The following is a 23,749-nucleotide window of genomic DNA, read 5'->3' as shown; positions in this document are numbered from 1 at the left end:
CTTTCTTGTCAGCGTTTACTGTTTGGCAGCGAGGCGTTTATGCCGGTTGCGTCGCATCATGTTCAGGCACTCGATAGCCGCCGAGAACGCCATGGCCGCGTACACATAGCCTTTTGGCACATGGGCGCCGAAGCCTTCGGCGATCAACGTCATGCCGATCATGATGAGGAAGCCCAAGGCCAACATCACAATAGTCGGGTTCTCGTTGATGAACTTGGCCAACGGCTCGGCCGCCACCAGCATCACGATTACCGAGACCACTACGGCAATGATCATGATCGGCAAGTGCTCGGTCATGCCCACGGCGGTGATGATGCTGTCGATGGAGAACACCAGGTCCAGCAACAGGATCTGGCCAATCGCCGAAGCGAAGCCCAGGCTCACGCTCGGTGCACCGCTGTCCACATGCTCCTTCTCAGGGTCCATGCTGTGATGGATCTCGGTGGTCGCCTTCCACACCAGGAACAGGCCACCGGCGATCAGGATCATGTCCTTCCAGGAGAACGACTGCCCCAGGATATCGATGACCGGCTCGGTCAACTGCACGATAAAGGCAATGGTGCTCAACAGGCCCAGACGCAGGATCAATGCCATGCTGATGCCGATGCGACGGGCCTTGGCCCGGTGTTGCACCGGCAACTTGTTGGTAAGGATCGAGATAAAGATCAGGTTGTCGATCCCCAGCACGATCTCCATGACGATCAGGGTGGCCAGCGCGATCCACGCGGTCGGGCTGGCGGCCAGTTGTAAGAGGTATTCCATAGGTCAGTCCTGGTGTGATGTGCGGGTATTAGGTTTCTTGGGAGGTGGACTCAGGCGCGTTGCCTTCCTGTTCCTCGTTGTCCTGCTTGTCCTGCTTGCGTTCCGGCGGAGCAATCAAGCCTTTGGTCGCGTCACTTAACGCCTGCTCCGCGGCCTGATGAGTGTCGTCAATCACTTGCTTGGCTGACTCGGAGGCTTTACCCAGGAGTTGTTGCGCGCTTTTTTCCGCTTGGTCACAGCCACTGAGCATGACTAATGAAAGCCCAAGTAACGCCGTTGCGCCCAGGGAATTGAGTTTCATGATGCGTTCCTCGTTAGAACCGTTGGGTCCAAGTAGTGGCCCCTCGATAGCGACGCATTCTATGCAGATGAACACTTCAGTAAAATTCGTATTTTTTTCGTTTATACTTCGGTTTTAACGAACTGTTGGCCGCCATGCTCAATTACCGACAACTGCACTACTTCTGGGTCGTCGCCAAGACCGGCAGCATCGTGCGCGCCTGCGAGCAACTGAACCTCACGCCGCAAACCATCAGCGGGCAGATCAGCCTGCTGGAGCAGACGTTTGGCGTGGCATTGTTTCAAAAGCTCGGACGCCAGCTGGAACTGACCGAAGCCGGACGTCAGGCCCTGCCCTATGCCGAGCAGATGTTCCAGCTGGGCAATGAGCTGGAGGCGATGCTGCGCACCCAGCCCAACGAGCAGCAGATTTTGTTCCGGGTCGGCGTGGCGGATGTGGTGCCCAAGTCCATCGTCTACCGGCTGATTGCGCCGACCATGGAATTGAGCGAGCCGATCCGCATTACCTGTCGTGAAGACAAACTCGAACGCTTGCTGGCGGACCTGGCGATCCAGCGCCTGGACCTGGTGATCTCCGACAGCCCGATGCCCCCGCACCTGGACATCAAGGGTTACAGCCAGAAGCTGGGGGAATGCGGGATCAGTTTTTTCGCGACCCAGGCGTTGGCTGACCAGCATCGCGGCGATTTCCCACAATGCCTGCAGGGTGCGCCGCTGTTGATTCCGGGTGCGGAGACCGTAGTGCGCAGCCGCTTGCTGCGCTGGTTCGCCGAGCAGCAGATCCAGCCACGGATTGTCGGGGAGTTTGACGACAGTGCGTTGATGCAGGCCTTTGGCCAATCCGGCAGCGGGATTTTTATCGCGCCCAGCGTGATTGCCGATGAGGTGGAACGCCAATATGGCGTGGTGCTGATCGGCCAGACGGATGCGGTGACCGAGTCGTTTTATGCGATCTCGGTAGAGCGCAAGGTCAAGCACCCCGGCATCGTGGCGATTACCGAAGGTGCAAGACGGGAGCTGTTTACGGCCCTGCCCTGAGGACTCAGGCGCAGACGGCGCGGGTCTTGGCAGTCATCAGCCACAGCGCCAGCAGGATCGACAGCAGGATAAAACCGGCCGCAGCAAAGCCGAGGCTGCCAAGGCCGAGGGTGTCGATCACGTGACCGCCCACCAACGCCCCCAGGCCAATCCCCAGGTTGGCCCCGGCGATGTTCAGCGAGGCGGCAAAGGCCGGCGCATGAGGCGCGGCCTTCATCAGCCGCACATGGCTGACCAAAAACAAAGCCGCCTGAGTCACGCCCCATACGGCCATCGCCGCCGCCAGCCCGACGGTGGAATGGATGGCAGGCACCAGCGCCACCATGCCGGCGATCATGAAGCCGCAAAACACCATCGACGCGATCAGCGGATGCCGGTCGACCATGCGCCCGCCCAATGAGTTGCCGATCAGGCCGACCGCGCCAAAGCCCATCAGGCACCAGCCCACCACCGTTCCATCGAAACCCGCCAGGCGCTCAAGGATGTCCGCCAGGTAGGTGTAGGCGGTGAACATGCCGCTGAACACCAGGATCGACAGCAGGATATGGCCCTGCATCAGCGGGCTGCGCAAGATTTTGAACTGCGAGCGCAAGCTGACCTGGTCGTTCTTTGCGCGGGTCTTCGGCAGGTAGATAAACAGCAGCAAGGCCTTGGCAAACGCCACCACGGCGAGAATGCCAAAGGCGGTGCGCCAGCCGAACATATCGGAAATCAGCGTGCCCACCGGGATCCCGAAGACCGTGGCGCACACGATGCCGAAGCCGATTTTTTCAATCGCACGGCCAGCGAAATCCGGCCCGACGATGTCCACCGCCGTCTCGCTGGCCAGCGCCCAGAACACCGGCAGCCCCAGCGCCGGGATCAACCGGGCCAGGGACATGACCCAGATATTCGAGGCCATAGCCGCCAGAGTGTTGGCCAGGCCGAACATGATCAGGATCGTGATAAACAGCCGCTTGCGCTCAAACCGCGCGAAATACGCGGTCAGGAACGGGCCAAACGCCGCCACGGTGAAGGCGAACAACGTCACCAGCAGCCCGGCCTGGGACACGCTCACGTCGAGGTCCCGGGCGATAGAAGGCAACAGGCCGACGATGATGAATTCTGTGGTCAGCACGGTAAAACCGGCTGCCGACAACAGCAGGATCGGAAACAACATCAAAAACTCCAGAAAACAGCGACATCAACGACAGCCCGGAGGGCCCGCTGATAGAGAAGAAATAAGAGGATGGGCAATGTTAACAGAATGTGTCCCATCGTGGTGACGGAACGCCGCACCCGAATAAGACGTTGCCTACAGATGCTAGACTTCGCCCCTGCCAGATTCACGCTGCCTTAGCTGCATCTATTAAAAAAACTAGAGACAACCTTTTTATGACTGCTGCCCCTTCTCTCTTTCAGCGACTGATGTCTATCAGCCTGGTCACCCAAATTGTCATCGGCCTGGTCGCCGGTATCCTGCTGGCCCTGTTGTTACCCGACGTGGCGCAAGCCACCGGGTTTATCGGCAAGGTCTTTGTTTCGGCGCTCAAGGCCGTGGCGCCAATCCTGGTGTTTGTGCTGGTGATGGCCTCGATCGCCAACCACAAGCACGGCCAGGAAACCCATATCCGGCCGATCCTGTTCCTGTACCTGCTGGGCACCTTTGCTGCTGCCGTGGTTGCGGTGATCGCCAGCACGCTGTTCCCCTCCTCGCTGGTACTGGCCACCCACGACCTGACTGTCAGCGCCCCCGGCGGCATTGGCGAAGTGCTGCAAAGCCTGTTGCTCAGCGTGGTGGACAACCCGATCAGCGCGCTGATGAATGCCAACTTCATCGGCATCCTCGCCTGGGCAATCGGCATGGGCATAGCTATCCGCCATGCCAGCGACACCACCCGCACCGTGCTGGGCGACCTGTCCAATGGCGTCACGCTGATCGTGCGCATGGTGATCCGCTTCGCGCCCTTGGGGATCTTCGGCCTGGTGGCCTCGACCCTCGCCACATCCGGCTTCGGCGCCCTGTTGGGCTATGCGCACCTGTTGCTGGTGTTGATCGGCTGCATGCTGTTCGTCGCGCTGGTGATCAATCCGGCCATCGTGTTCTGGAAGCTGCGCCGCAACCCGTACCCGCTAGTGCTGATGTGCCTGCGGGAAAGTGGTATCACCGCGTTTTTCACCCGCAGTTCGGCGGCCAACATTCCGGTCAACCTGGCGTTGAGCAAACGCCTGGGCCTGCATGAAGACACCTACTCGGTGTCGATTCCGCTGGGTGCCACCATCAATATGGCCGGCGCGGCCATCACCATCACCGTACTGACCCTGGCCGCCGTGCACACCCTGGGCATTGCCGTGGACATCCCCACCGCCGTGCTGCTCAGCGTGGTCGCTGCAGTGTGCGCCTGCGGCGCGTCGGGGGTTGCCGGGGGTTCGCTGCTGTTGATTCCGCTGGCGTGCAGCCTGTTCGGCATTCCCAGCGAAATCGCCATGCAGGTGGTGGCCGTGGGATTCATCATCGGTGTCTTGCAGGACTCGGCGGAAACCGCGCTGAACTCGTCCACCGACGTGCTGTTCACCGCTGCCGCGTGCCTGGGCAAAGAAGAACAGACTGCGTAAACCTTACGCGCACAAAAAAGCCCGGGGCGGTTCGTGAATGAACCGCCCCGGGCTTTTTTATGCCTGAGGCTTAGAACGCGCCCATGTAGTCGCGCTTGCCCACTTCCACACCGTTGTGACGCAGCAAGGCGTAAGCGGTGGTGATGTGGAAGAAGAACTGCGGCAGGCCGTAGCTCAGCAGGTACGACTGGCCGCTGAAGCGCTTCTCTTTAGGAGTGCCAGGGCGAGTGACGATTTCGATGCCTTCTTTACCGTCGACCTGGGCCGGGGTGATGGTGTCGATAAACGCCAGGACCTTGGCGATCAGCGCTTGCAGGTCGGCGAAGGTCACTTCTGTATCGTCGTATTTCGGTACTTCGATCTCGGCCAGGCGGGCAGAAACGCCTTTGGCGAAGTCGACGGCGATCTGCACCTGACGCACCAGCGGGAACATATCCGGGTACAGGCGCGCTTGCAGGAAGGCGTTCGGGTCGATGTTCTTGGCGGTGGCGTGGGCTTCGGCCTTGTTCAGCACATCGCTCAGGGCGTTGAGCATTTGCTTGAAGACCGGGAGGGAAGCGGCGTACAGGGAAATAGTCATGACAGTCTCGACAGTTGTGGCAGGGTTGGAAACAGCCGCGATTATAGACATGCCGGCCGCCAGCGCCGCTTGTCTTTTATTTTTTCAGGATTAGGCTAGTGGGCTCACTGCATTAGGGAAAGCGCGATGACCACCGAGCACGACACCACTTCCGAAGAGCCGCGCCTGAACAGCACGGAAATCCGCATTCTGGGTTGCCTGATCGAAAAACAGGCCACCAGCCCTGAAACCTACCCGTTGACCCTCAACGCGCTGGTGATCGCCTGCAACCAGAAAACCAGCCGCGAACCGGTGATGAACCTCAGCCAGGGCCAGGTCGGCCAGAGCCTGCGGGCCCTGGAAGGTCGCGGGTTTACCCGGCTGGTGATGGGCAGCCGCGCCGATCGCTGGGAGCATCGGGTGGACAAGGCGCTGGAGCTGGTGCCGGCCCAGGTGATTCTCAGCGGCCTGCTGTTCCTGCGGGGGCCGCAGACGGTCAACGAACTGCTGACCCGCAGCGGGCGCATGCACGAATTTGAAGACACCGAGCAGGTTGTGCACCAACTGGAACGCCTGATTGCCCGAGGGTTGGCGTTGTTGGTGCCCCGTCAGTCGGGACAGCGGGAAGACCGGTACATGCATGCCTTGGGCGACCCGGCGGATATTGAAGCGATCCTGTCGGCGCGTGGTAATTCGGTGGAGCGTAGTGCCGGAAGCGGGGTTTCCCTGGAGCGTATCGAAGAGTTGGAGGCGCGGATTGCGGCGCTGGAAGAGCGCCTGTCGCGGCTGGAGTAATGTTTGGAGGGAGCTTGCTCCCGCTGGAGTGCGTAGCGCTCCCATTTTCTTGGGGCTGCTGCGCAACCCAGCGGGAGCAAGCTCCCTCGCCACAACAAGCTCCCTCGCCATACAGTCAGCGGTGATGCTCAGCTTCGGGCAAACGCCACCGCCGCCTGAAACTGCTCATCCGTCGGCCGCACGCCGGTGTACAGCACAAACTGCTCCAAGGCCTGGATGGCGATCACTTCCAAACCGGTGATCACGCGTTTGCCCTGAGCGCGGCCCCGCAGGATCAGCGGCGTTTCCGAGGGAATCGCCACCACATCAAACACGGTTTCGGCCGCATCAATCGCGTCGGCCTCAAATGCCAACTGGTCCGCTTCCGCCCCGCCCGTCATGCCGACCGGCGTGACGTTGATCAGCATCTGCGGGCGCAAGGCGCCCAACTCCGCCTGCCATTCATAACCCAGGCTCCGGGCCAGCGCCGGGCCCGCCACTTCATTACGCGCCACGATCACGCCATTGGCGTAGCCACCATCGCGCAATGCACTGGCCACGGCCTTCGCCATGCCGCCACTACCACGCAAGGCGAAGGTCGAGTCCTTGGGCACTTCATGCTTCTTCAGCAGTTGCTCAATAGCGATGTAATCGGTGTTGTAAGCCTTCAGATGGCCGTTGGTGTTGACGATGGTGTTGATCGACGCAATGGCCTGCGCTGAAGCATCCAGCTCGTCCACCAAGGCAATGCAGGCCTCCTTGAAGGGCATCGACACGCCACACCCACGAATGCCCAACGCACGAATGCCGCCAACGGCGCCCGGCAAGTCCTGGCTGCTGAACGCCTTGTAGTAGAAATTCAGCCCCAACTGTTCGTACAGGTGGTTATGAAAGCGCAGGCCAAAGTTCCCGGGGCGCGCCGACAGTGACATGCACAGTTGGGTGTCCTTGTTGGGGTTCATCTGCATCGGTAACTCCTTGAAGCCATTCCAGAGGCGATTTCGGATAGACGGAATACCCGCGCCGGCGGGTCGTGGTTAATCATACGCACTGTGCCCGGCCGCTTGTGTAAGCCAGCCGATACAGACCTTACACAACCTTTACCTATCGGCTGTGCTGTTTTTCAGAAATACGCTGTCTTAAAAGTATCCCCGCGACAATCCTTGAGTCTATTGATTGCAGACCACAAGCGCAGGGGCTAACCGAGGAATGACCATGATTCGTAAACTCCCCAAGATCGCCTTGCTTATCGGTGCACTCGCTATAGCAGGACAGGCCTCCGCCCACGGTGGTGGTTGGGGTGCCCCGCTTGCACTGGGAGCTGTAGTCGGTGCAGTGGTAGGCGGCTCGATTGTCGCCAGCCAGCAGCAACCGGTGTATGTGCAACAGCCGGTGTATGTCCAGCCGCAGCCGGTGTATGCCGCTCCGCCGCCGGTCTACTACGCACCGCCACCGCCGGTGTATGTGCAGCAACGGGTTTATTACCGCCCGGCACCGGTCTATTACGGCCCACCGCGTGGCTACTACGGCCCTCCACACGGCTATTACGGTCGCGGCTGGTAAGCATGAACTGACACACACACGAACAGGCTCCGCCCTAAAAGCGGGGCCTTTTTTTGGCCTGTTGGTCTGAATAAATCTCGCCAAGGTCGTTATAAGGACAATGGCTGTGGCCAAATCCCACATCATTGATCTCAATAGACGCTTGCCCGAACCGGGTCTGCGCTGTCATGTTTGTGTCTTAAAAGGCCTCCACTATCAACACTGTCCAGTCAATAACAACAAGGACGATTGACCATGCCCACGCAAAACCCCCATCGCACCGCCGGCCTCTGCACCTCCAGCAAGGTCTACAGCGTACTGACCGAACTCAAGGCCCTGGAAGGCCATCGCAACGCCAAGTTCCTGTCCTTGCTGACGGAAAACCTGGTGCGCAAGGGCCTGCTCAGTGAACAGGAAGTGGTGCACATGCTTGACCAGGTTGTCGACTGATTGATCGCTCGATAACAGTGATGTCGACTATCGAGCAGGTTAATTTTCACTTAAGGTCTGCACCCCGTAATGTCACCTCCATAACTTATTGGAGGTCGTCATGCCCACTATTCAAATCATGTCCGTCATCGGCAGTGCCGTTCCCGCCCCTCTTCGGGAGCTGGGTCTGCTCGCCTGCTGGTACCTGGTACGCGATGGCGAACCCGTCAGCGGCCCACTCACCTCGTTGCCAGCCGCCCAGGCCCTGTCGGTCAGAATGGCCCATTGTTTTCATGCCTAAGGCAATTGAATCCGCGGTTTGGTTTCGACAAACAGCGCCCAACTGGACATAAACAACGCAGCAATCAACGGGCCGATGACAAACCCGTTCAGGCCAAAGATCGACAGGCCGCCCAGGGTTGAGATAAGGATCAGGTAATCCGGCATACGGGTGTCCTTGCCCACCAGGATGGGCCTCAGCACATTGTCCACCAGCCCGATCACAAACACCCCGAACAGCCCCAGCACCACGCCCTGCCAGATCGCCCCGCTCAACAGGAAATACGCCGCCACCGGCCCCCACACAATCCCCGCGCCCACTGCCGGCAGCAGCGACAGAAACGCCATCAACACCGCCCAGAGCAACGCGCTGGGAATGTCCAGGAACCAGAAGATCAAACCACCCAATGCGCCTTGCGTGACCGCCACCAGCACGTTGCCTTTCACCGTGGCCCGCACCACCCGGTTGAACTTCAATTGCAGGCGACGCTTCTGCGGTTCGGCCAGCGGCACGGCGGTGCGCACCTTGCGCACCAACTCGGGACCGTCGCGCAGCAGGAAGAACAGCAAGTACAGCATGATGAAAAAGCTCACCAGGAAATCAAACGTGCCCTGGCCAAAGCTGAACGCCTGGGTCGCAAAAAACTGGCTGCCCTGCATCGCACTCTTGACGATTTTTTCCCGCAGGCCTTCCAGGTTGCCCATGCCGAAGCGGTCCAGCAGGTGCTGGAAATACGGCGGCAGGAAGTTCTTGAACTGCTCGATATACCCGGCAACGTCGAGCTTGCCGCTCTCGACGTTCTTGTAAAGCGTCGCGCCCTCCTGCACCAGCAAGGCACTGGTGATAATCACCGGCAGAATCGCGATCACCAGGCACACCATCAGGGTTGCCAGTGAGGTGAAGTTGCGGTTCCAGCCAAATCGTTGCTGGAAGCGCCGTTGCATCGGCGCAAAGATGATCCCCAGGATCACCGCCCAGAACACCGCACCGTAAAACGGCAGCAGGATCCAGATAAACGCGATGGTCACCAAGGCGAGCAGTAACAGCAGGGTTTTGAATTGCAGGTTGGTTTGATTCATGGCCGATCCATCTCAAAAAACGCAGGACACTCGTGTGCACCTTGATGCTTAGTCCGCTGCAAATCCTGCGAGTGCCCTACTTCTTAGATCTGGATCAATAAACGTCGCGGCGGGCACCGCTACCCTGCCGCCCTTTTGCGACCCGAACCCATGCCCCCCGTTATCGCCCCCGAACTGCTCGCCCCCGCCGGCACCCTGAAAAACATGCGTTATGCCTTCGCCTACGGCGCCGATGCCGTCTACGCCGGGCAACCGCGCTATAGCCTGCGGGTGCGCAATAACGAGTTCGACCACGCCAACCTCGCCCTCGGGATTCAGGAAGCCCAGGCCCAGGGCAAGCGCTTCTACGTGGTGGTCAATATCGCGCCCCACAACGCCAAACTGAAAACCTTCCTCAAGGACCTCGCCCCGGTGATCGCCATGGGCCCGGATGCGCTGATCATGTCCGACCCTGGCCTGATCATGCTGGTGCGCCGGCACTTCCCACACATGCCGATCCACCTGTCGGTACAGGCCAATACGGTGAACTGGGCCAGCGTCGAGTTCTGGCAGGCGCAAGGCATCTGCCGGATCATCCTGTCCCGGGAGCTGTCGCTGGAAGAAATCGACGAGATCCGCCAGCAAGTCCCCGCCATGGAGTTGGAAGTGTTTGTGCACGGCGCGCTGTGCATGGCCTATTCCGGGCGCTGCCTGCTGTCGGGCTACATGAACAAACGCGATGCCAACCAAGGTACCTGCACCAACGCCTGCCGCTGGAAATACCAGGCGACGCCGGCGGTGGAAAACGCCGTCGGCGACATCGTGCAGCAGTACGCACCCGAGCCGACCCTGGGCCTCGGCGCCCCCACCAACCAGGTGTTCCTGTTGCAGGAGGCCAACCGCCCCGACGAGCAGATGCCCGCCTTCGAAGACGAGCACGGCACCTACATCATGAACGCCAAGGACCTGCGGGCGGTGCAGCACGTCGAGCGGCTGACGCGCATGGGCGTGCATTCGCTGAAGATCGAAGGCCGCACCAAATCCCACTTCTACTGCGCCCGCACCACCCAGGTGTATCGCCAGGCCATCGACGACGCAGTGGCCGGGCGCGACTTTGACCGCGGCTTGATGACCAACCTCGAATCCCTGGCCCAGCGCGGCTACACCGAAGGTTTCCTGCGCCGGCACGTGCACGATGAATACCAGAACTATCAGAACGGCAGCTCGGTGTCTGAACGCCAGCAGTTCGTCGGCGAGCTCACCGGTGAACGGCGCGGCGAGCTGGCCGAGGTCAAGGTGAAGAACCGGTTTGCCGTGGGCAATCACCTGGAACTGATGACCCCGGCGGGGAATTTCCACTTTGACCTGAGCACGCTGCACAACGCCAAGGGCGAGGCTATCGAGGTGGCGCCGGGCGACGGCCATACGGTGTATTTGCCGATCCCGGCGGAGATGGACCTGAGATTCGGACTATTGATGCGCGACGTTTAACTTCGCCACACACCTCAATGAGGGTGAGACAGCTTTCTGTGGCGAGGGAGCTTGCTCCCACTGGGGCGCGAAGCGGCCCTTATCCGGCTGATGCGGTTTTCCAGGAAGAAGCGCATTTGCCTGTTTTGGGGCTGCTTCACAGCCCAGCGGGAGCAAGCTCCTTTCACCAGCAATCTCCTTCACCACAGCAAGCTCCCTCGCCACAAAAAGCAGGGCGTACGCGCAATAGGTTCATTTGCAAAGTAGAATTGGCGGTTCTGCGTACCGCCACTCTGTCTTGAGCGGTCACCCTCTTTTTTTACGGAGATCGCCTTGCGTCTGTTTCACACCTCCGACTGGCACCTTGGGCAAAACCTGCACGGCCAGGAACGCGACTTCGAACACGCCTGCTTCCTCGACTGGCTGCTGGGCCAGTTGGGCCTGCACCGCCCGGATGTACTGCTGATCGCCGGCGATATTTTCGATACGGTCAACCCGCCGCTCAAGGCCCAGGAGCGGCTGTATGACTTCATCATCAGCGCCCACGAGCAAAACCCTGCGCTGACCATCGTGATGATCGCCGGCAACCACGACTCCGGCTCGCGTATCGAACTGCCGGCACCGTTGATGCGCCGCCTGCGCACCCACGCCCTGGGGCGGGTGCTGTGGCTGGATGACGGGCAACTGGATGTCGAACGCCTGCTGATTCCATTGCCCGGTGCCGACGGTGAAATCGCCGGCTGGTGCCTGGCCCTGCCCTTCCTGCGCCCGGCCGAAGTGACCGGCGCGCAGTTGGGGGACGATTACCTGCGGGGCATCGGCCAGGTTCATGAATGGCTCATCGCCGCTGCTAACGCCAAACGCCAACCGGGCCAGGCGCTGGTTGCCATCAGCCATGCGCACATGGCTGGCGGTTCGGTATCGGAAGATTCCGAGCGCAGCCTGATCATCGGCAATGCCGAAGCGCTGCCCGCCAGCCTGTTTGATGCCAGCGTCAGCTACGTGGCCCTCGGCCATTTGCACAAACCCCAGCGGGTGAATGGCGAGGAGCGTATTCGCTACTGTGGCTCGCCGATTCCACTGTCATTTTCGGAAATCGGCTACCAGCACCAGATCCTTGACGTGCAACTGGACGGCGAAACCCTGGTCAGCGTCGAATCCCGCCTGATCCCGCGCTCGGTCAACCTGCAACGCCTGGAAGCCGCGCCCCTGGCCGACATCCTAAAGCAACTGGCCGACCTGCCCGACATCGACCTGCTGGCCGAAACCCAGCGCCAACCCTGGCTGGAAGTGCGGGTGCGCCTCGACGAGCCGCAACCCGACCTGCGCCAGCAAGTGGAAAACGCCCTGCAAGGCAAGGCCGTGCGCCTGGTGCGCATCGCCGCTGAATACGCAGGCGCGGGCGGCCGCGAAGACAGCCAGGAAGACCGCCTGATCGAGCTCGACCAGCTCACGCCCCAGGAATTGTTCAGCCGCGCCTGGCAGGAAAGCTACGGCAGTGAAGTGGACGAACAGACCCTCAAGGACTTCGCCGTGCTGCTCCAGGAAGTACAACAGGAGGGCGAACAGCCATGAAGATCCTTGCCATTCGCCTGAAAAACCTCGCCTCCCTGGCGGGACCGTTTGAAATCGACTTTACCGCCGAGCCCCTGGCCAGTGCCGGGTTGTTCGCGATTACCGGGCCCACGGGTGCCGGTAAAAGTACCTTGCTTGATGCGTTGTGCCTGGCGCTGTTTGGCGCCGTGCCGCGCCTGGGCGATACCGGCCAGGCGAAGATGCCGGATGCCGATACCGACATTTCCATCGGCGACCCGCGCACCCTGATACGTCGGGGCACGGGCGGCGGTTATGCCGAAGTGGACTTTGTCGGGGTCAGTGGTCGTCGCTACCGCGCCAGGTGGGAAGCCAACCGCGCCCGGGACAAGGCCAGCGGCAAGCTGCAAGCCAGCCGCCAAAGCCTGATCGACCTCGACAGCGAGCAACTGCTGGCCAGCCAGAAAACCGAATACAAGACCCAGCTGGAGCTGGCCCTGGGCTTGAACTTCGAGCAGTTCACCCGCGCCGTGTTGCTGGCGCAAAGTGAGTTCAGTGCGTTCCTCAAGGCCAACGACAACGAGCGCAGCGAACTGCTGGAAAAGCTCACCGACACCGCGCTCTACACCCAACTCGGCCGCCGCGCCTTCGATAAGGCCAAGGACGCCCGGGACGCCCACAAACACCTGCAAGACCAGGCCACCGGCGTCACCCCGCTGGCCCCTGAGGCCCGCGCCGAGCTGGACGCACAGCTGGCTGCCGCGCAGTCGCAACTCAAGACCCAGCAAGCGCAACTCAAGCAGCTTGAGCTGCAGCACACCTGGCTCAAGGAACTGCGGGAATGGCAGGAGCGCCAACAAGGCGCGGTCGAGCAACTGCACCAGGCCCAGCAACACTGGGAAAGCCAGGGTCCGCAACGCCTGGACCTCAGCCGCCTGGAACAACTGGCGCCGCAACGTCATCACTTCGCCCGCCAGGCTGAACTGACCACGCAGTTGCAGCCCCTCGCCGCGCAGATCCAGCAGCACCTTGAGCAACAAGCCGCGCTGCACACCCGCCAGACCCAACTGCAACAGCAGCAGGCCGACGTGCAAGCCGCTCTCGCCCAGGCCCTGAAACAACAAGCCGATGCGGTCCCCCTGCTACGTCAGGCTTTCGAGGAACAAACCACCCTCGCCCACTTGACCCGTGAGCTGGCCAAGCGCAGCGAAGAAAAACAGCTGGGCGAAGCCGCCTGTGTAGAAGGCCAGGCTGCGTTGACCGGCTTGCTCGACAAGCAAAAACTCGTCGCCGAGCGCCTGCACCGGCTGGCCGCAGAGCTTGAACGCAGTGCCGCGCTCGCCCCCTTGAGCGATGCATGGAGCGCCTACCGCGACCGCTTGCAACAGCTGATGCTGATCGGCAATCGCCTCAATAAAGGCCAGGCCGAACTGCCGCAACTGGAAGAACGCGCCACCCGCCTCGGCGAAAAGTGGACCGCGCAACGCGAAGCGCTGGACCTGCTGTACCACGAAGCCGGCGCCGAACCCCATGCGGTGGCCGAACAGATCCAGCTGCTGGGCAGCCTGCTTCAGGACAACCGCAAGCAACATCGAGCGTTTGAAGATTTGGCGCGGCTGTGGGACAGCCATCAGCAACTGGACAGTCAAAGCCAGGCCCTGACGCAGAAGCAGACCGTCGCCCAGCAACAACGTGAACTGTTGAACCAGAGCGGCCTGCAAGCCAAGGCCGAGCTGACCGTCGCCGAGCAGACCCTGACCGTCACCAAGCAACTGCTGGAGCGCCAGCGCCTGGCCCGCAGTGCCAGTGTCGAGGAATTGCGCGGCCAGCTTCAGGATGACCAACCATGCCCGGTCTGCGGCAGTGTCGAGCACCCGTATCACCAGCCCGAAGCGATGCTGCAAAGCCTGACCCGCCACGACGAAAGCGAAGAAGCCAACGCGCAGCAAGCCGTCGACCTACTCAAGGAAAAACTCACTGAGTTGCGCGGCGAAGTGGGCGGCCTGATCGCCCAGCAAAAGGAGTTCCTGCAACAGCAGGAGCAACTCGCCAGCCAGTTGCAGGCTTTGCTGCCCGCTCTTGAAGCCCATCCGTTGTCAGCCTCGTTGTTCAACCAGGACGCGGCCAAGCGTGATGCCTGGCTTGCCCAACAACTGAGCCAGCTCAGCCAGAGCCTCGCCCAGGATGAACAACGCCAAGGTGCCCTGCTCAACCTGCAACAGAATGCCGGGCGCATGCAGCAACAACTGCAAGCCGCCCAGGACGCCAGCCAACAGGCGCGCCAGTTACTGATCGACCAGCAACGGGAACTGTCCAACGACCGCGAACGCCTGGACGAAGAGCTCAACGCCTTCGCCAGCCTGTTACCGGCCGAGACCCTCGACGGCCTGCGCAGCGAGCCAGCGGCAACCTTCATGCTGCTAGACCAACAGGTCAGCCAGCGCCTGGAGCAGTTGGATAACCAAAAGGAAGAATTGGCCGAGCAGCTACAGCGCCAGCAAGCCATCGAGAAAGAACAGGACCGCCAGCAGCATCGTCAGCAACAGTTGGAGACCTTGCAAAAACAGCTCGCCGAACAAAGCGCCCTGCAACACGCCGCCAAGGAAAAACTCGCCGGCCTGCTGGGCGAATACCCCAGCGCCGAACACTGGCAACAGCAACTGGACCTGGCCGTCGACCAGGCGCGGCAGCATGAGACCGAGGCCAACCAACAGTTGCAGGACACCCGCAACCAGCTGATCCAGCTGACCGCCGACCTCAAGTCGCTGCAAGAACGCCAACAGTCTCTGGACACCGAGCACCAGGCACTCACCACGCGCCTGAGTGACTGGCGTGCGTTGCTCCCGGAACTCGATGACGAAGGCCTGGCGCGTTTGGTGGCCTTCGATGAACCGCAGGTGGCCGAGCTACGCCAGCAACTGCAACACAGCGAAAAAGCCATCGAACAGGCCAAGGTGTTGCTGCAAGAGCGCGAACAGCGGCTCAAGGATCACCAGGCACTGCACAACGGCAACCTTGAGGCCGAGCACCTGGACAGCGCCCTGGCCGAACTCAACGCCGCGCTGGCCATTGGCGAAAAACATTGCGCCGAACTGCGCGCCCAACAGGCCGACGACCAGCGCCGTCAGGACGCTAATCAGGCCTTGGCGGCCGAGATCGCCAAGGCCTACGAAGAATGGCAACGCTGGGCACGCCTGAATGCGCTGATTGGTTCAGCCACCGGCGATACGTTCCGCAAGATCGCCCAGGCCTACAACCTCGACCTGCTGGTGCACCACGCCAACGTGCAGTTGCGCCAACTGGTGCGCCGCTACCGCCTCAAACGCGGCGGCAGCATGCTCGGCCTGCTGGTGCTCGACACGGAGATGGGCGACGAACTGCGCTCGGTGCATTCGCTGTCGGGTGGCGAGACATTCCTCGTCTCCCTGGCCCTGGCCTTGGGCCTGGCGTCGATGGCGTCGAGTACGTTGAAGATTGAGTCGCTGTTTATCGACGAAGGCTTTGGCAGCCTCGACCCCGAGTCGCTGCAACTGGCGATGGACGCCCTCGACGGCTTGCAGGCCCAGGGCCGCAAGGTGGCGGTGATTTCCCATGTGCAGGAAATGCACGAGCGGATTCCGGTGCAGATTCAGGTCAAGCGCCAGGGCAATGGCTTGAGCACCCTGGAGGTCAAGTGAGCGAAGTGGTGTTGTATTCGTTCCGCCGCTGCCCGTATGCGATGCGGGCGCGGATGGCCCTGCGGTATTCGGGGGTGGCGGTGCAGATCATTGAGGTCAGTCTCAAGGCCAAGCCGGCTGAAATGCTGGCGCTGTCACCCAAAGGCACGGTGCCCGTGCTGAGGGTGGATGGCCGGGTGATCGATGAGAGCCTGGCGATCATGCGCTGGGCACTGGCGCAGAACGATCCTGAGGGTTGGTTGCTTGGGGATGATGAGGCGACGCAGGCGCTGATTGAAGAGAATGATCAGGGCTTCAAACATCAATTGAATCGATACAAGTATGCCGAGCGTTATCCGGAGCAGCCGATGGAGCATTATCGGGCAGAGGGTGAGGTGTTTTTGTCGAAGCTGGAGGGGTTGCTGGCGCAGCGGGAGTATTTGCTGACCGGGCACTTGAGCCTGGCGGATGTGGCACTGGCGCCGTTTGTGCGGCAGTTTGCGCATGTGGATCGGGAGTGGTTTGGACGGGCGCCGTATCCGCGATTGCAGGACTGGTTGCAGCGCTTCCTGGAATCGCCTTTGTTCATCGCCGTAATGGCAAAACCCTGAGACTGTCGCAGGACAAAATGTGGGAGCGGGCTTGCTCGCGAAGGCGGTGTATCAGTCAGCCCATGTATAGCCTGACCCGGCGCTTTCGCGAGCAAGCCCGCTCCCACATTTGATCTTCGTAAGCTTCAAGATCAGTTCTGGATTTTGTGGTCCAGCGCTTCATAGAAGTTGGCGCTTTGTTGCAGGTATTTCTGGGTGTAGGCGCTGGTGCTGGTTTTTTTGCTGCTGATTTCGACGCTGGCGCTGGCTGGCAACGCTACGGTGGCGGAAACAGCGGAAGCGGCGATGATCGAGAAGAGATTGAAGTTCATGTCGGTAACCCTTGTGTTCGGTTGGCTGGGTGGCCTGTGTTGGCCTTGGAACCAAACTTACGCCCGAGGGGTTAGCCTTAGAAATTCATTGAAACACTAGCCGCTATTAATAGTATTAATACAGCAAGTCAGGCCCCGCAGTGCGGGGCCTGTGGCTTATTGTCGCACCAGGAACTTGAGGTCGCTGGGGGCATCAATCGCCAGTTTCTGCACGGTTTTGCCCAAAAGACCGGTCTTGGGGTCGCGCTCGACCACCACAATCTCGTTGCTCTTCTGGTTGGCGATCAGCAGGAACTTGCCGCTGGGGTCCAGGGCGAACTCCCGCGGGTGATCACCTTCCACCGAGCGGCGCTGGATCTCTTTCAACTGCGCGGTGGCCGGGTCGATGGCAAACACCAGCATCTGGTTGGCGGTGCCTCGGTTGCTCACGTAGAGGAACTTGCCGTCGCTTGAGGTGTGCAACGCGGCGCCGGCCTTGTCGGACACCGGTTGGCCGTCGGCAAAGTTGACCAGTTGCTTTTGGGTCAGCTTGCCATCGTTGTAGTCAAACACCGCCACTTGCGCGCTCATCTCGGTGGTCAGCCACGCGTGCTTGCCGTCTGCGGTGAACAGCAGGTGCCGCGGGCCGCTGCCCGGTGGCAATTGCACAAACGCAGGATCGGCCGGGGTCAGCGGCAGTTCGTGGTTGGCCTTGGGATCGTAGTGGTAGGCAAAGATCTTGTCCGCCCCCAGGTCCTGGACAAACACGTATTTGCCGTCCGGCGAAGACACCACCGAATGCACGTGGTTGGAGGCCTGACGCTCCGGGTTGACCCGGCTGGCCGGGTGCCCGCTCAACTGCACTGGCGGCGACAGCTTGCCTTGGGCATCTACCGGCAACACCGCGAGGCTGCCGCCCGGGTCTTCCAGCACCGAATAGTTGGCGACGAACAGGTAGCGCCCGTCACTGGCCAGGCTGGAATGGGTCGGCTCGTTGCCCAGGCTCTGCACCTGGTTGATCAGGGTCAGTTGATGGTTCTTCGGGTCGATGCTGTAGCTGCTGACGCGCCCCACCGGGTCTTTTTGGCCCGGGCCGTTTTCGTTGACCACAAACAGGTGCTTCTGGTCTTTGGAAAGGGTCAGCCACGACGGGTTGGCCGTCTTGGCGGCGAGCACCGGCTGGCCGCTGAACTGCCCGGTACGGCTGTCGAACTGCAGGCGATAGATGCCTTCGCTGGTGCCGGCGGTGTAGCTGCCGACGAGCAATTCATAGGTATCCACCGGCGCGGCCTGGACCGACATCGCGCCTACACTGCCGGCCATCAGCAGGGGCCAGAATTTACGCATCATCATCCGCTTCATCCTCGTCATTATTGTTGCCGGTGACGCCGCTCATGCAGACCAGGCGGTGTTCGCCCGAGTCACCGGTAAGGGTCCAGCTTTGCAAGGTTTGATCAAAGGTCGCCGCCTTGACCTGCTCCAGGCTGAATCTCCAGTGCTTCTTGTCACGACCGTCCATGCAGATGATCAGCAACTTCTGGTCATCCAGGCTGAAATCGAAAGTGTGCAGGCCATCGATTTCAACCATCTGGCAGTCTTCAAAAGCATTGAGCAAGGTAGCGGTGTCAGCAGTCATAACCATCAATCATCAAGAGGAAAGACCCCATGATAGGTCAAATCGTTGCATCGACCTAAGCCCGCGCAATGCAAAACGCCGTGGCACAGGCCACGGCGTTTTGGCGAACAGCGATGAATCAGTGAGCGAACAACGAATTGCCCTTCTGCCCCGCCAACTTCTCGGGCTTGATCAGGAAGCGTGCCAGCGCCGGCAGCAGCCATAGCGCGCCGAACATGTTCCACAGCAGCATGAAGGTCAGCATCAGGCCCATGTCAGCCTGGAACTTGATCGCCGAGAAGATCCACGTCGCCACGCCGATCGCCAGGCACAAGCCGGTGAACAACACCGCTTTACCGGTGGACTTGAGCGTCTGGTAATAGGCTTCCTGCAACGGCAAACCGGCGCGCAGGAAACTCTCCAGGCGACTGTAGATGTAGATGCCGTAGTCCACGCCAATCCCCACGCCCAGCGCCACCACCGGCAAGGTCGCGACCTTGACGCCGATGCCCATGAACGCCATCAGCGCGTTGCCCAGCACTGAGGTCAGCACCAGCGGCAACACGATGCACAGGGTCGCCGCCCAGGAGCGGAAGGTGATCATGCACATGGTGGCCACGCACAGGTACACCAGGATCAGGATGGTCAGCTCGGACTCCTTGATCACCTCGTTGGTGGCGGCTTCGATCCCGGCGTTACCGGCGGCGAGGATGAATTCCAGGCCCTCCTTGTTGTTCTCCTTGGCGAAGTCCTGCACCGCATGCACCGCGCGGTCGAGGGTTTCGGCCTTGTGGTCGTTGAGGAACACCAGCACCGGCGCCAGGGAGCAATTGTTGTTGTACAGGCCATCGGCACGGGCGATGGAGTTGTTCAGCACATCCGGGTTACGCGACAGGGTTTCCCATTTCAGGTTGCCCTCGTTCATGCCCTTGATCATCTGCTTGGACACGGTCACCAACGAGATGGCCGACTGCACGCCTTCGGTGTTCTGCATCTTCCACATCAACTGGTCGATGGGCGCCATGGCTTCATAACGCGAGCAGCCTTCCGGCGGCGTCTTGACCATCACCACCAGCACGTCGGAGCTGGTGGAGTAGTTGCTGATGATGAAGTTGTTGTCCTTGTTGTAGCGCGAATCCGGGCGCAGCTCCGGCGCGCCCTGGTCGAGGTCGCCGATCTTCAGGTTCTGGCTGTACCAGAGGCCGCCACCGAAGGCGACCAATGCCAACGCAATCGATACCGGCGCGACTTTGGGGCTGGCGAATTTCGACAGCAGGCGCCAGAACGGGTGTTCGCGGTGTGCGTCTTTCTTGCTGCGCTCGATGGCGCGTTTGCTGATGCCGACGTAGGAGATCGCGACCGGCAGCAGGATCAGGTTGGTGAACACGATCACCGCCACACCGACCGAGGCGCCGATGGCCAGTTCACGGATCACGCCGATGTCGATGATCAGCAGGGTGATAAAGCCGACCGCGTCGGCGAGGATCGCGATCATTCCCGGCAGGAACAACTGGCGGAACGTACGCCGGGCGGCGGTCAGGGCGTTGTCGGCGTCACTGGATTGCAGGGCGATGCCGTTGATCTTCTGTACGCCGTGGGAAATACCGATGGCGAAGATCAGGAACGGCACCAGCATCGAGTACGGATCCAGCCCGAAACCCAGGGCATGCATCAATCCAAGTTGCCAGATAACCGCCACCAACGTGGTGCTCAACACCGCGACGGTACTGCGCAGGCAGTTGGTGAACCACAGCAGCAGCACCAGGGTGATGACGAAGGCGATACCGAAGAACATCACCACCATCACCAGGCCGTCGATCAGGTCGCCGACCTTCTTGGCAAACCCGACGATGTGGATTTTGACGTTGGGGTTCTGTGCTTCGAACTTGTCGCGGATCTTGTCTTCGAGTTCATGGGAGAACTTGCGATAGTCCAGGGCCAGCAGCTTGCCCTGGTCTTGCGGGTCCGGGTAGGACTCCAGCAGCGGAATGTCGACGATGCTCGACTTGAAATCGTTGGCCACCAGCCGCCCGACCTGCCCGGACTTGAGCACGTTGTTGCGCAACTGATCGAGGCTCTCCGGCGAGCCATTGTAGCTCTGGGGGATCACTTCACCGCCGGCAAAGCCCTCTTCAGTGACTTCGGTCCAGCGCACGCTGGGGCTCCACAGGGACTTGAGCCCGGAGCGGTCGACGCCGGAGATGTAGAACACCTCGTCGTTGATCTGGCGCAGGGTCTCCATGTACTCCTTCGTGAAGATGTCGCCGTCCTTGGCCTCCACCGAGATGCGCACCGTGTTGCCCAAGTTCGCCAGGTCGTTGCGGTGCTCCATCATCTTCTCGATGAAGGGGTGCTTGAGCGGGATCATTTTTTCGAAGCTGGTGGACGGGCGAATCAACGTCGCCTGCCAGAACAGGAAAATACTCACCAGCAGGCAGATCGTGATCACTGCCGGGCGGTTGTTGAAAATCAGGCGCTCGAGAAACGTGGCCTTGTCGTTGTGATGACTGCTCATGGTGTCCCCGCCTTCTTATTGTTTTGTCGGCTCGGCGCCAGTTGGACCCGCCACGCGAACGCCGCCCTGCCCCGCCAGAATCAAGTTGCCGTTGCCCGCCGCCGTGACCGCCGACAGCGAAATGCGGTCCGGGCGATTGAATACGCTGAAGGTCAGGCCGTCATCGTGGCTGACCACCACGCTGCCGCCGTTGCCCACCACTACGATCGAGCCGTCGTCCAGCAGGGTCGCGCCCGACAAGCCGAACTCCAGCGCGCCACGGGTGGCGTTCAGCTCCACCGGTTCCCAGGTGCTGCCAAAATCCGTGGAGCGAAACAGGTTGCCGCGCAGGCCGTAGGCCAACAGGGTTTGCGCCTGGGCCGTGCCGATCACGCCGAACAGCGAGCCCTCGTAGGGGCCTTCGAGTTTTTCCCAGGTTTGCCCCTCGTCATGGGAGCGGAACATGCTGCCCTGCTCACCGACGATAAACAGCCCGGCGTCTTTCACTTGGGCGATGGCGTTGAGGTGGAATTGGTCTTCGTTATCGAGGCGGTCACTGACGTCATCCCAGGTCTTGCCGCCGTCGGTGGTTTCGATCAGCGCACCGTAGGCGCCCACGGCAAAGCCGTTGCTGGCGTCCTTGAACCACACGTCGAGCAGCGGCGCTTCGCGCTTGAGGTCCTGGAATTGTTGAGTCCAGGTCAGGCCGCCGTCGGTGGTGGCGAGGATCTGTGCGTCATGGCCCACCGCCCAACCGTGTTTGTCATCGGCGAAAAACACCGCGGTCAGCAGTTGCCGGGTGGGGACTTTGGCTTGGCTCCAGGTCGCGCCCTGGTCGTCGGAATAGAGGATGTGCCCGCGATCACCGACCGCGACCAGGCGTTTGCCTGCGTGCACCACGTCGATCATCAGGCTTTTGGCAGCCTTGGGGGAATCAATGGCAAACACCGCTGCGGCGGTGGTTTCAGTGGCGGCGTGGGCCGGTGTCGACAACGCGACAACCCCCAGCAACGAGAGCGCTGTGGCCAGCAATGCGACCCTGCGCGTGGCCTTCGGGCGGAAAAACACCACACCCATGACAGGCTCACTCATAGACCTTTCTCCCATTTATTATTGTTAGGTCGTCTTGCCGCGGGGAGCCCTGAAACCTGCAATCTAGAGCGCCTTGGGCAAGCTGGGCCATCCTAGCGGGCTTTGGAATCGTCTGACAATCGGCGCTACGTTATGTTTTGTTAACTGGAGGGGGTTTGAGCCACTGCTGAATGTAGCGCTATCAGCAGCGGTGATCGTGGAGGGGGCTGTTGTGGCGAGGGAGCTTGCTCCCGCTGGGCTGCGCAGCGGGCCCAATATCTTGGGAGTGCTTCGCACTCCAGCGGGAGCAAGCTCCCTCGCCACGGGGTGAAGTGTGACCTTCGAAAATGAATTTTTATTCTATGTATTGAGTTTTGGGAATATTTATTCCATAAATAGCCTTCTCAAAACAATAATTCGAAGGAACCCGGCTATGCGCGAACTCGGAATCGGCCTGATTGGCACAGGCTTTATGGGGCGTGCCCACGCTCTGGCATTCAATAACGCGCGGGCGGTGTTTGAGCTGCCGGTGAAGCTCAGACTGGCCGCCCTGGCCGATGCCGATACCGAACGCGCGACACGTTGCGCCGCGGACTGGGGGTTTGCCCAGGCCCATGGCGACTGGCAGCAGTTGGTCGACGATCCCAAGGTCGATGTCGTCGCCATCACTACCCCTAACCATTTGCACTTCCCGATGGCCATGGCTGCGCTGGCGGCGGGCAAGGCGGTGTATTGCGAGAAGCCGCTGGCGGTGAGCCTGGAACAGGCGGCAGCCATGCGTGATGCGGCGAGCAAGGCCGGGGTAGTGACGCGGGTCGGCTACAACTATCAGCACAACCCGATGATTGGCCTGGCCCGGCAGTTGATCGCCAGTGGTGAATTGGGGGAGATCATCAGTTTTCAGGGGGAATTCAGCGAGGATTTCATGGCGGATGCATCGTCGCCGTGGTCGTGGCGCTGTGAGGTGGGGCATGCCGGCGGTGCGTTGGCGGATTTGGGCAGTCATTTGCTGTCGATGGCGCGGTACCTGGTGGGGGATGTGCTGAGTGTGTGTGCCGATACGCAAACGGTGCATGGGCAACGGCCTGCTACTGCCGGAAGTGACACGCTGCGGGAGATTGCGGTGGACGATCAGGTGCATGCGTTGCTGCGGTTTGCCAATGGTGCGCGGGGGACGGTGAGCAGTAGTTGGCTGAAGCATGGGTATAAGAATCACCTGAGCTTTGAGATCAGTGGCACGCGGGGCACGTTGTTGTTTGATCAGGAACGGTTGAATGAGTTGCAGCTGTTTCGGGTTGGGCAGGATGGGTTTCAGCGGTTGCTGGCGGGGCCTTCGCTGCCCGGATATGCCGCGTTCAGCCCGGCACCGGGGCATCAGTTGGGGTACAACGAGTTGAAGACGCTGGAGGTGCATGAGTTGGTGATGGCGTTGGCTGGGAATGGTAGCGATGGGACGGATTTTGCAGCGGCTTGGGAGGTTGAGCGGTTGGCGGCGGCGATTCGGGTGGCGGCCAAGGAGGAGCGGTGGGTCAGGACTGAGGAGGTCTGAATTTGTAGAGGATTAAGTGTGGCGAGGGAGCTTGCTCCCGCTGGGGSGCGAAGCGGCCCCAAAAAATGGGCCTGCTGCGCAGTCCAACGGGAGCAAGCTCCCTCGCCACAGGTTATGTGTAAG

General features: G+C 60.9%; 22 protein-coding genes. 11 read left to right on the top strand and 11 right to left on the bottom strand.

The features are described from left to right. Positions 1–15: 15 nt before the first annotated feature. Positions 16–762, bottom strand: coding sequence for a TerC family protein (locus AU074_RS24340; RefSeq protein ID WP_076016875.1), 747 nt, complete (start codon positions 760–762; stop codon positions 16–18). Positions 763–790: 28 nt separating this feature from the next. Then, positions 791–1,063 carry a hypothetical protein gene (locus AU074_RS24335; RefSeq protein WP_076016874.1) on the bottom strand — a complete coding sequence of 91 codons (273 nt, stop codon included), beginning with the start codon at positions 1,061–1,063 and terminating at the stop codon, positions 791–793. A 134-nt stretch (positions 1,064–1,197) separates the two neighbouring features. Here AU074_RS24335 and nhaR point away from each other — a divergent pair, with 134 nt between their 5' ends. Continuing rightward, on the top strand, positions 1,198–2,100 hold the full coding sequence (gene nhaR, locus AU074_RS24330) for a transcriptional activator NhaR (RefSeq protein ID WP_076016873.1): 903 nt from the start codon (positions 1,198–1,200) through the stop codon (positions 2,098–2,100). A 4-nt stretch (positions 2,101–2,104) separates the two neighbouring features. Here the strand turns inward: nhaR and AU074_RS24325 are convergent, their stop codons facing one another. After that, positions 2,105–3,259 carry an MFS transporter gene (locus AU074_RS24325; protein WP_076016872.1) on the bottom strand — a complete coding sequence of 385 codons (1,155 nt, stop codon included), beginning with the start codon at positions 3,257–3,259 and terminating at the stop codon, positions 2,105–2,107. Positions 3,260–3,474: 215 nt separating this feature from the next. Here AU074_RS24325 and sstT point away from each other — a divergent pair, with 215 nt between their 5' ends. Continuing rightward, positions 3,475–4,695: a serine/threonine transporter SstT gene (gene sstT / locus AU074_RS24320; RefSeq protein WP_076016871.1), complete on the top strand. Its 1,221-nt coding sequence runs from the start codon at positions 3,475–3,477 to the stop codon at positions 4,693–4,695. A 70-nt stretch (positions 4,696–4,765) separates the two neighbouring features. Here sstT and AU074_RS24315 read toward each other — a convergent pair whose 3' ends face one another. Continuing rightward, positions 4,766–5,275 carry a DUF1993 family protein gene (locus AU074_RS24315; protein ID WP_076016870.1) on the bottom strand — a complete coding sequence of 170 codons (510 nt, stop codon included), beginning with the start codon at positions 5,273–5,275 and terminating at the stop codon, positions 4,766–4,768. 126 nt (positions 5,276–5,401) lie between these two features. Here AU074_RS24315 and AU074_RS24310 point away from each other — a divergent pair, with 126 nt between their 5' ends. Continuing rightward, the gene (locus AU074_RS24310; protein ID WP_076016869.1) at positions 5,402–6,049 is read left to right on the top strand and encodes a YceH family protein; all 648 of its coding nucleotides are present in this window, start codon (positions 5,402–5,404) and stop codon (positions 6,047–6,049) included. A gap of 128 nt (positions 6,050–6,177) precedes the next feature. Here AU074_RS24310 and AU074_RS24305 read toward each other — a convergent pair whose 3' ends face one another. Further along, positions 6,178–6,996 carry a shikimate 5-dehydrogenase gene (locus tag AU074_RS24305; protein WP_076016868.1) on the bottom strand — a complete coding sequence of 273 codons (819 nt, stop codon included), beginning with the start codon at positions 6,994–6,996 and terminating at the stop codon, positions 6,178–6,180. A 241-nt stretch (positions 6,997–7,237) separates the two neighbouring features. Here AU074_RS24305 and AU074_RS24300 point away from each other — a divergent pair, with 241 nt between their 5' ends. From AU074_RS24300 to AU074_RS24290, 3 genes are all read left to right on the top strand, one after another. Next, complete coding sequence (locus AU074_RS24300) at positions 7,238–7,591, top strand: hypothetical protein (protein ID WP_017475503.1); 354 nt, start codon at positions 7,238–7,240, stop codon at positions 7,589–7,591. Between the two features lie 234 nt (positions 7,592–7,825). Then, positions 7,826–8,020, top strand: coding sequence for a hypothetical protein (locus tag AU074_RS24295; RefSeq protein WP_003211226.1), 195 nt, complete (start codon positions 7,826–7,828; stop codon positions 8,018–8,020). Positions 8,021–8,120: 100 nt separating this feature from the next. Then, entirely contained in the window at positions 8,121–8,300 is a 180-nt protein-coding gene (locus tag AU074_RS24290; RefSeq protein WP_076016867.1) for a hypothetical protein, read from the top strand. Here the strand turns inward: AU074_RS24290 and AU074_RS24285 are convergent. Further along, on the bottom strand, positions 8,297–9,358 hold the full coding sequence (locus AU074_RS24285; RefSeq protein ID WP_076016866.1) for an AI-2E family transporter: 1,062 nt from the start codon (positions 9,356–9,358) through the stop codon (positions 8,297–8,299). The two genes, AU074_RS24290 and AU074_RS24285, sit on opposite strands and share 4 nt — an antisense overlap. Positions 9,359–9,508: 150 nt before the next feature. Here AU074_RS24285 and yegQ point away from each other — a divergent pair, with 150 nt between their 5' ends. The 4 genes from yegQ (at position 9,509) to AU074_RS24265 (ending at position 16,607) form a co-directional block, all read left to right on the top strand. After that, positions 9,509–10,828 (top strand): tRNA 5-hydroxyuridine modification protein YegQ, encoded by a 1,320-nt coding sequence (yegQ, locus tag AU074_RS24280; RefSeq protein ID WP_076016865.1) that lies wholly within the window; start codon positions 9,509–9,511, stop codon positions 10,826–10,828. Between the two features lie 312 nt (positions 10,829–11,140). Beyond that, the gene (locus AU074_RS24275; protein WP_076016864.1) at positions 11,141–12,382 is read left to right on the top strand and encodes an exonuclease SbcCD subunit D C-terminal domain-containing protein; all 1,242 of its coding nucleotides are present in this window, start codon (positions 11,141–11,143) and stop codon (positions 12,380–12,382) included. Continuing rightward, the gene (locus tag AU074_RS24270) at positions 12,379–16,017 is read left to right on the top strand and encodes an AAA family ATPase (protein ID WP_076016863.1); all 3,639 of its coding nucleotides are present in this window, start codon (positions 12,379–12,381) and stop codon (positions 16,015–16,017) included. The genes AU074_RS24275 and AU074_RS24270 overlap by 4 nt, the downstream gene beginning before the upstream one ends. Further along, positions 16,014–16,607, top strand: coding sequence for a glutathione S-transferase (locus AU074_RS24265; protein ID WP_076016862.1), 594 nt, complete (start codon positions 16,014–16,016; stop codon positions 16,605–16,607). Before AU074_RS24270 ends, AU074_RS24265 begins: the two co-directional genes overlap by 4 nt. 131 nt (positions 16,608–16,738) lie before the next feature. Here the strand turns inward: AU074_RS24265 and AU074_RS24260 are convergent, their stop codons facing one another. The 5 genes from AU074_RS24260 to AU074_RS24240 form a co-directional block, all read right to left on the bottom strand. After that, positions 16,739–16,918 carry a hypothetical protein gene (locus AU074_RS24260; RefSeq protein ID WP_076016861.1) on the bottom strand — a complete coding sequence of 60 codons (180 nt, stop codon included), beginning with the start codon at positions 16,916–16,918 and terminating at the stop codon, positions 16,739–16,741. Between the two features lie 156 nt (positions 16,919–17,074). After that, positions 17,075–18,250, bottom strand: coding sequence for a lactonase family protein (locus AU074_RS24255; RefSeq protein ID WP_076016860.1), 1,176 nt, complete (start codon positions 18,248–18,250; stop codon positions 17,075–17,077). Further along, positions 18,237–18,533 carry a DUF5629 family protein gene (locus tag AU074_RS24250; RefSeq protein ID WP_076016859.1) on the bottom strand — a complete coding sequence of 99 codons (297 nt, stop codon included), beginning with the start codon at positions 18,531–18,533 and terminating at the stop codon, positions 18,237–18,239. The genes AU074_RS24255 and AU074_RS24250 overlap by 14 nt, the downstream gene beginning before the upstream one ends. 118 nt (positions 18,534–18,651) lie before the next feature. Beyond that, positions 18,652–21,027: an RND family transporter gene (locus AU074_RS24245; protein WP_076016858.1), complete on the bottom strand. Its 2,376-nt coding sequence runs from the start codon at positions 21,025–21,027 to the stop codon at positions 18,652–18,654. 15 nt (positions 21,028–21,042) lie between these two features. Beyond that, complete coding sequence (locus AU074_RS24240) at positions 21,043–22,083, bottom strand: YCF48-related protein (RefSeq protein ID WP_076016857.1); 1,041 nt, start codon at positions 22,081–22,083, stop codon at positions 21,043–21,045. 427 nt (positions 22,084–22,510) lie between these two features. Here AU074_RS24240 and AU074_RS24235 point away from each other — a divergent pair, with 427 nt between their 5' ends. After that, on the top strand, positions 22,511–23,626 hold the full coding sequence (locus AU074_RS24235; RefSeq protein WP_076016856.1) for a Gfo/Idh/MocA family protein: 1,116 nt from the start codon (positions 22,511–22,513) through the stop codon (positions 23,624–23,626). Positions 23,627–23,749: the final 123 nt, after the last annotated feature.

It is taken from the genome of Pseudomonas sp. ATCC PTA-122608, from assembly GCF_001952855.1.
GTDB lineage: Bacteria > Pseudomonadota > Gammaproteobacteria > Pseudomonadales > Pseudomonadaceae > Aquipseudomonas.
This window is presented reverse-complemented; position numbering and strand designations above follow the sequence as displayed.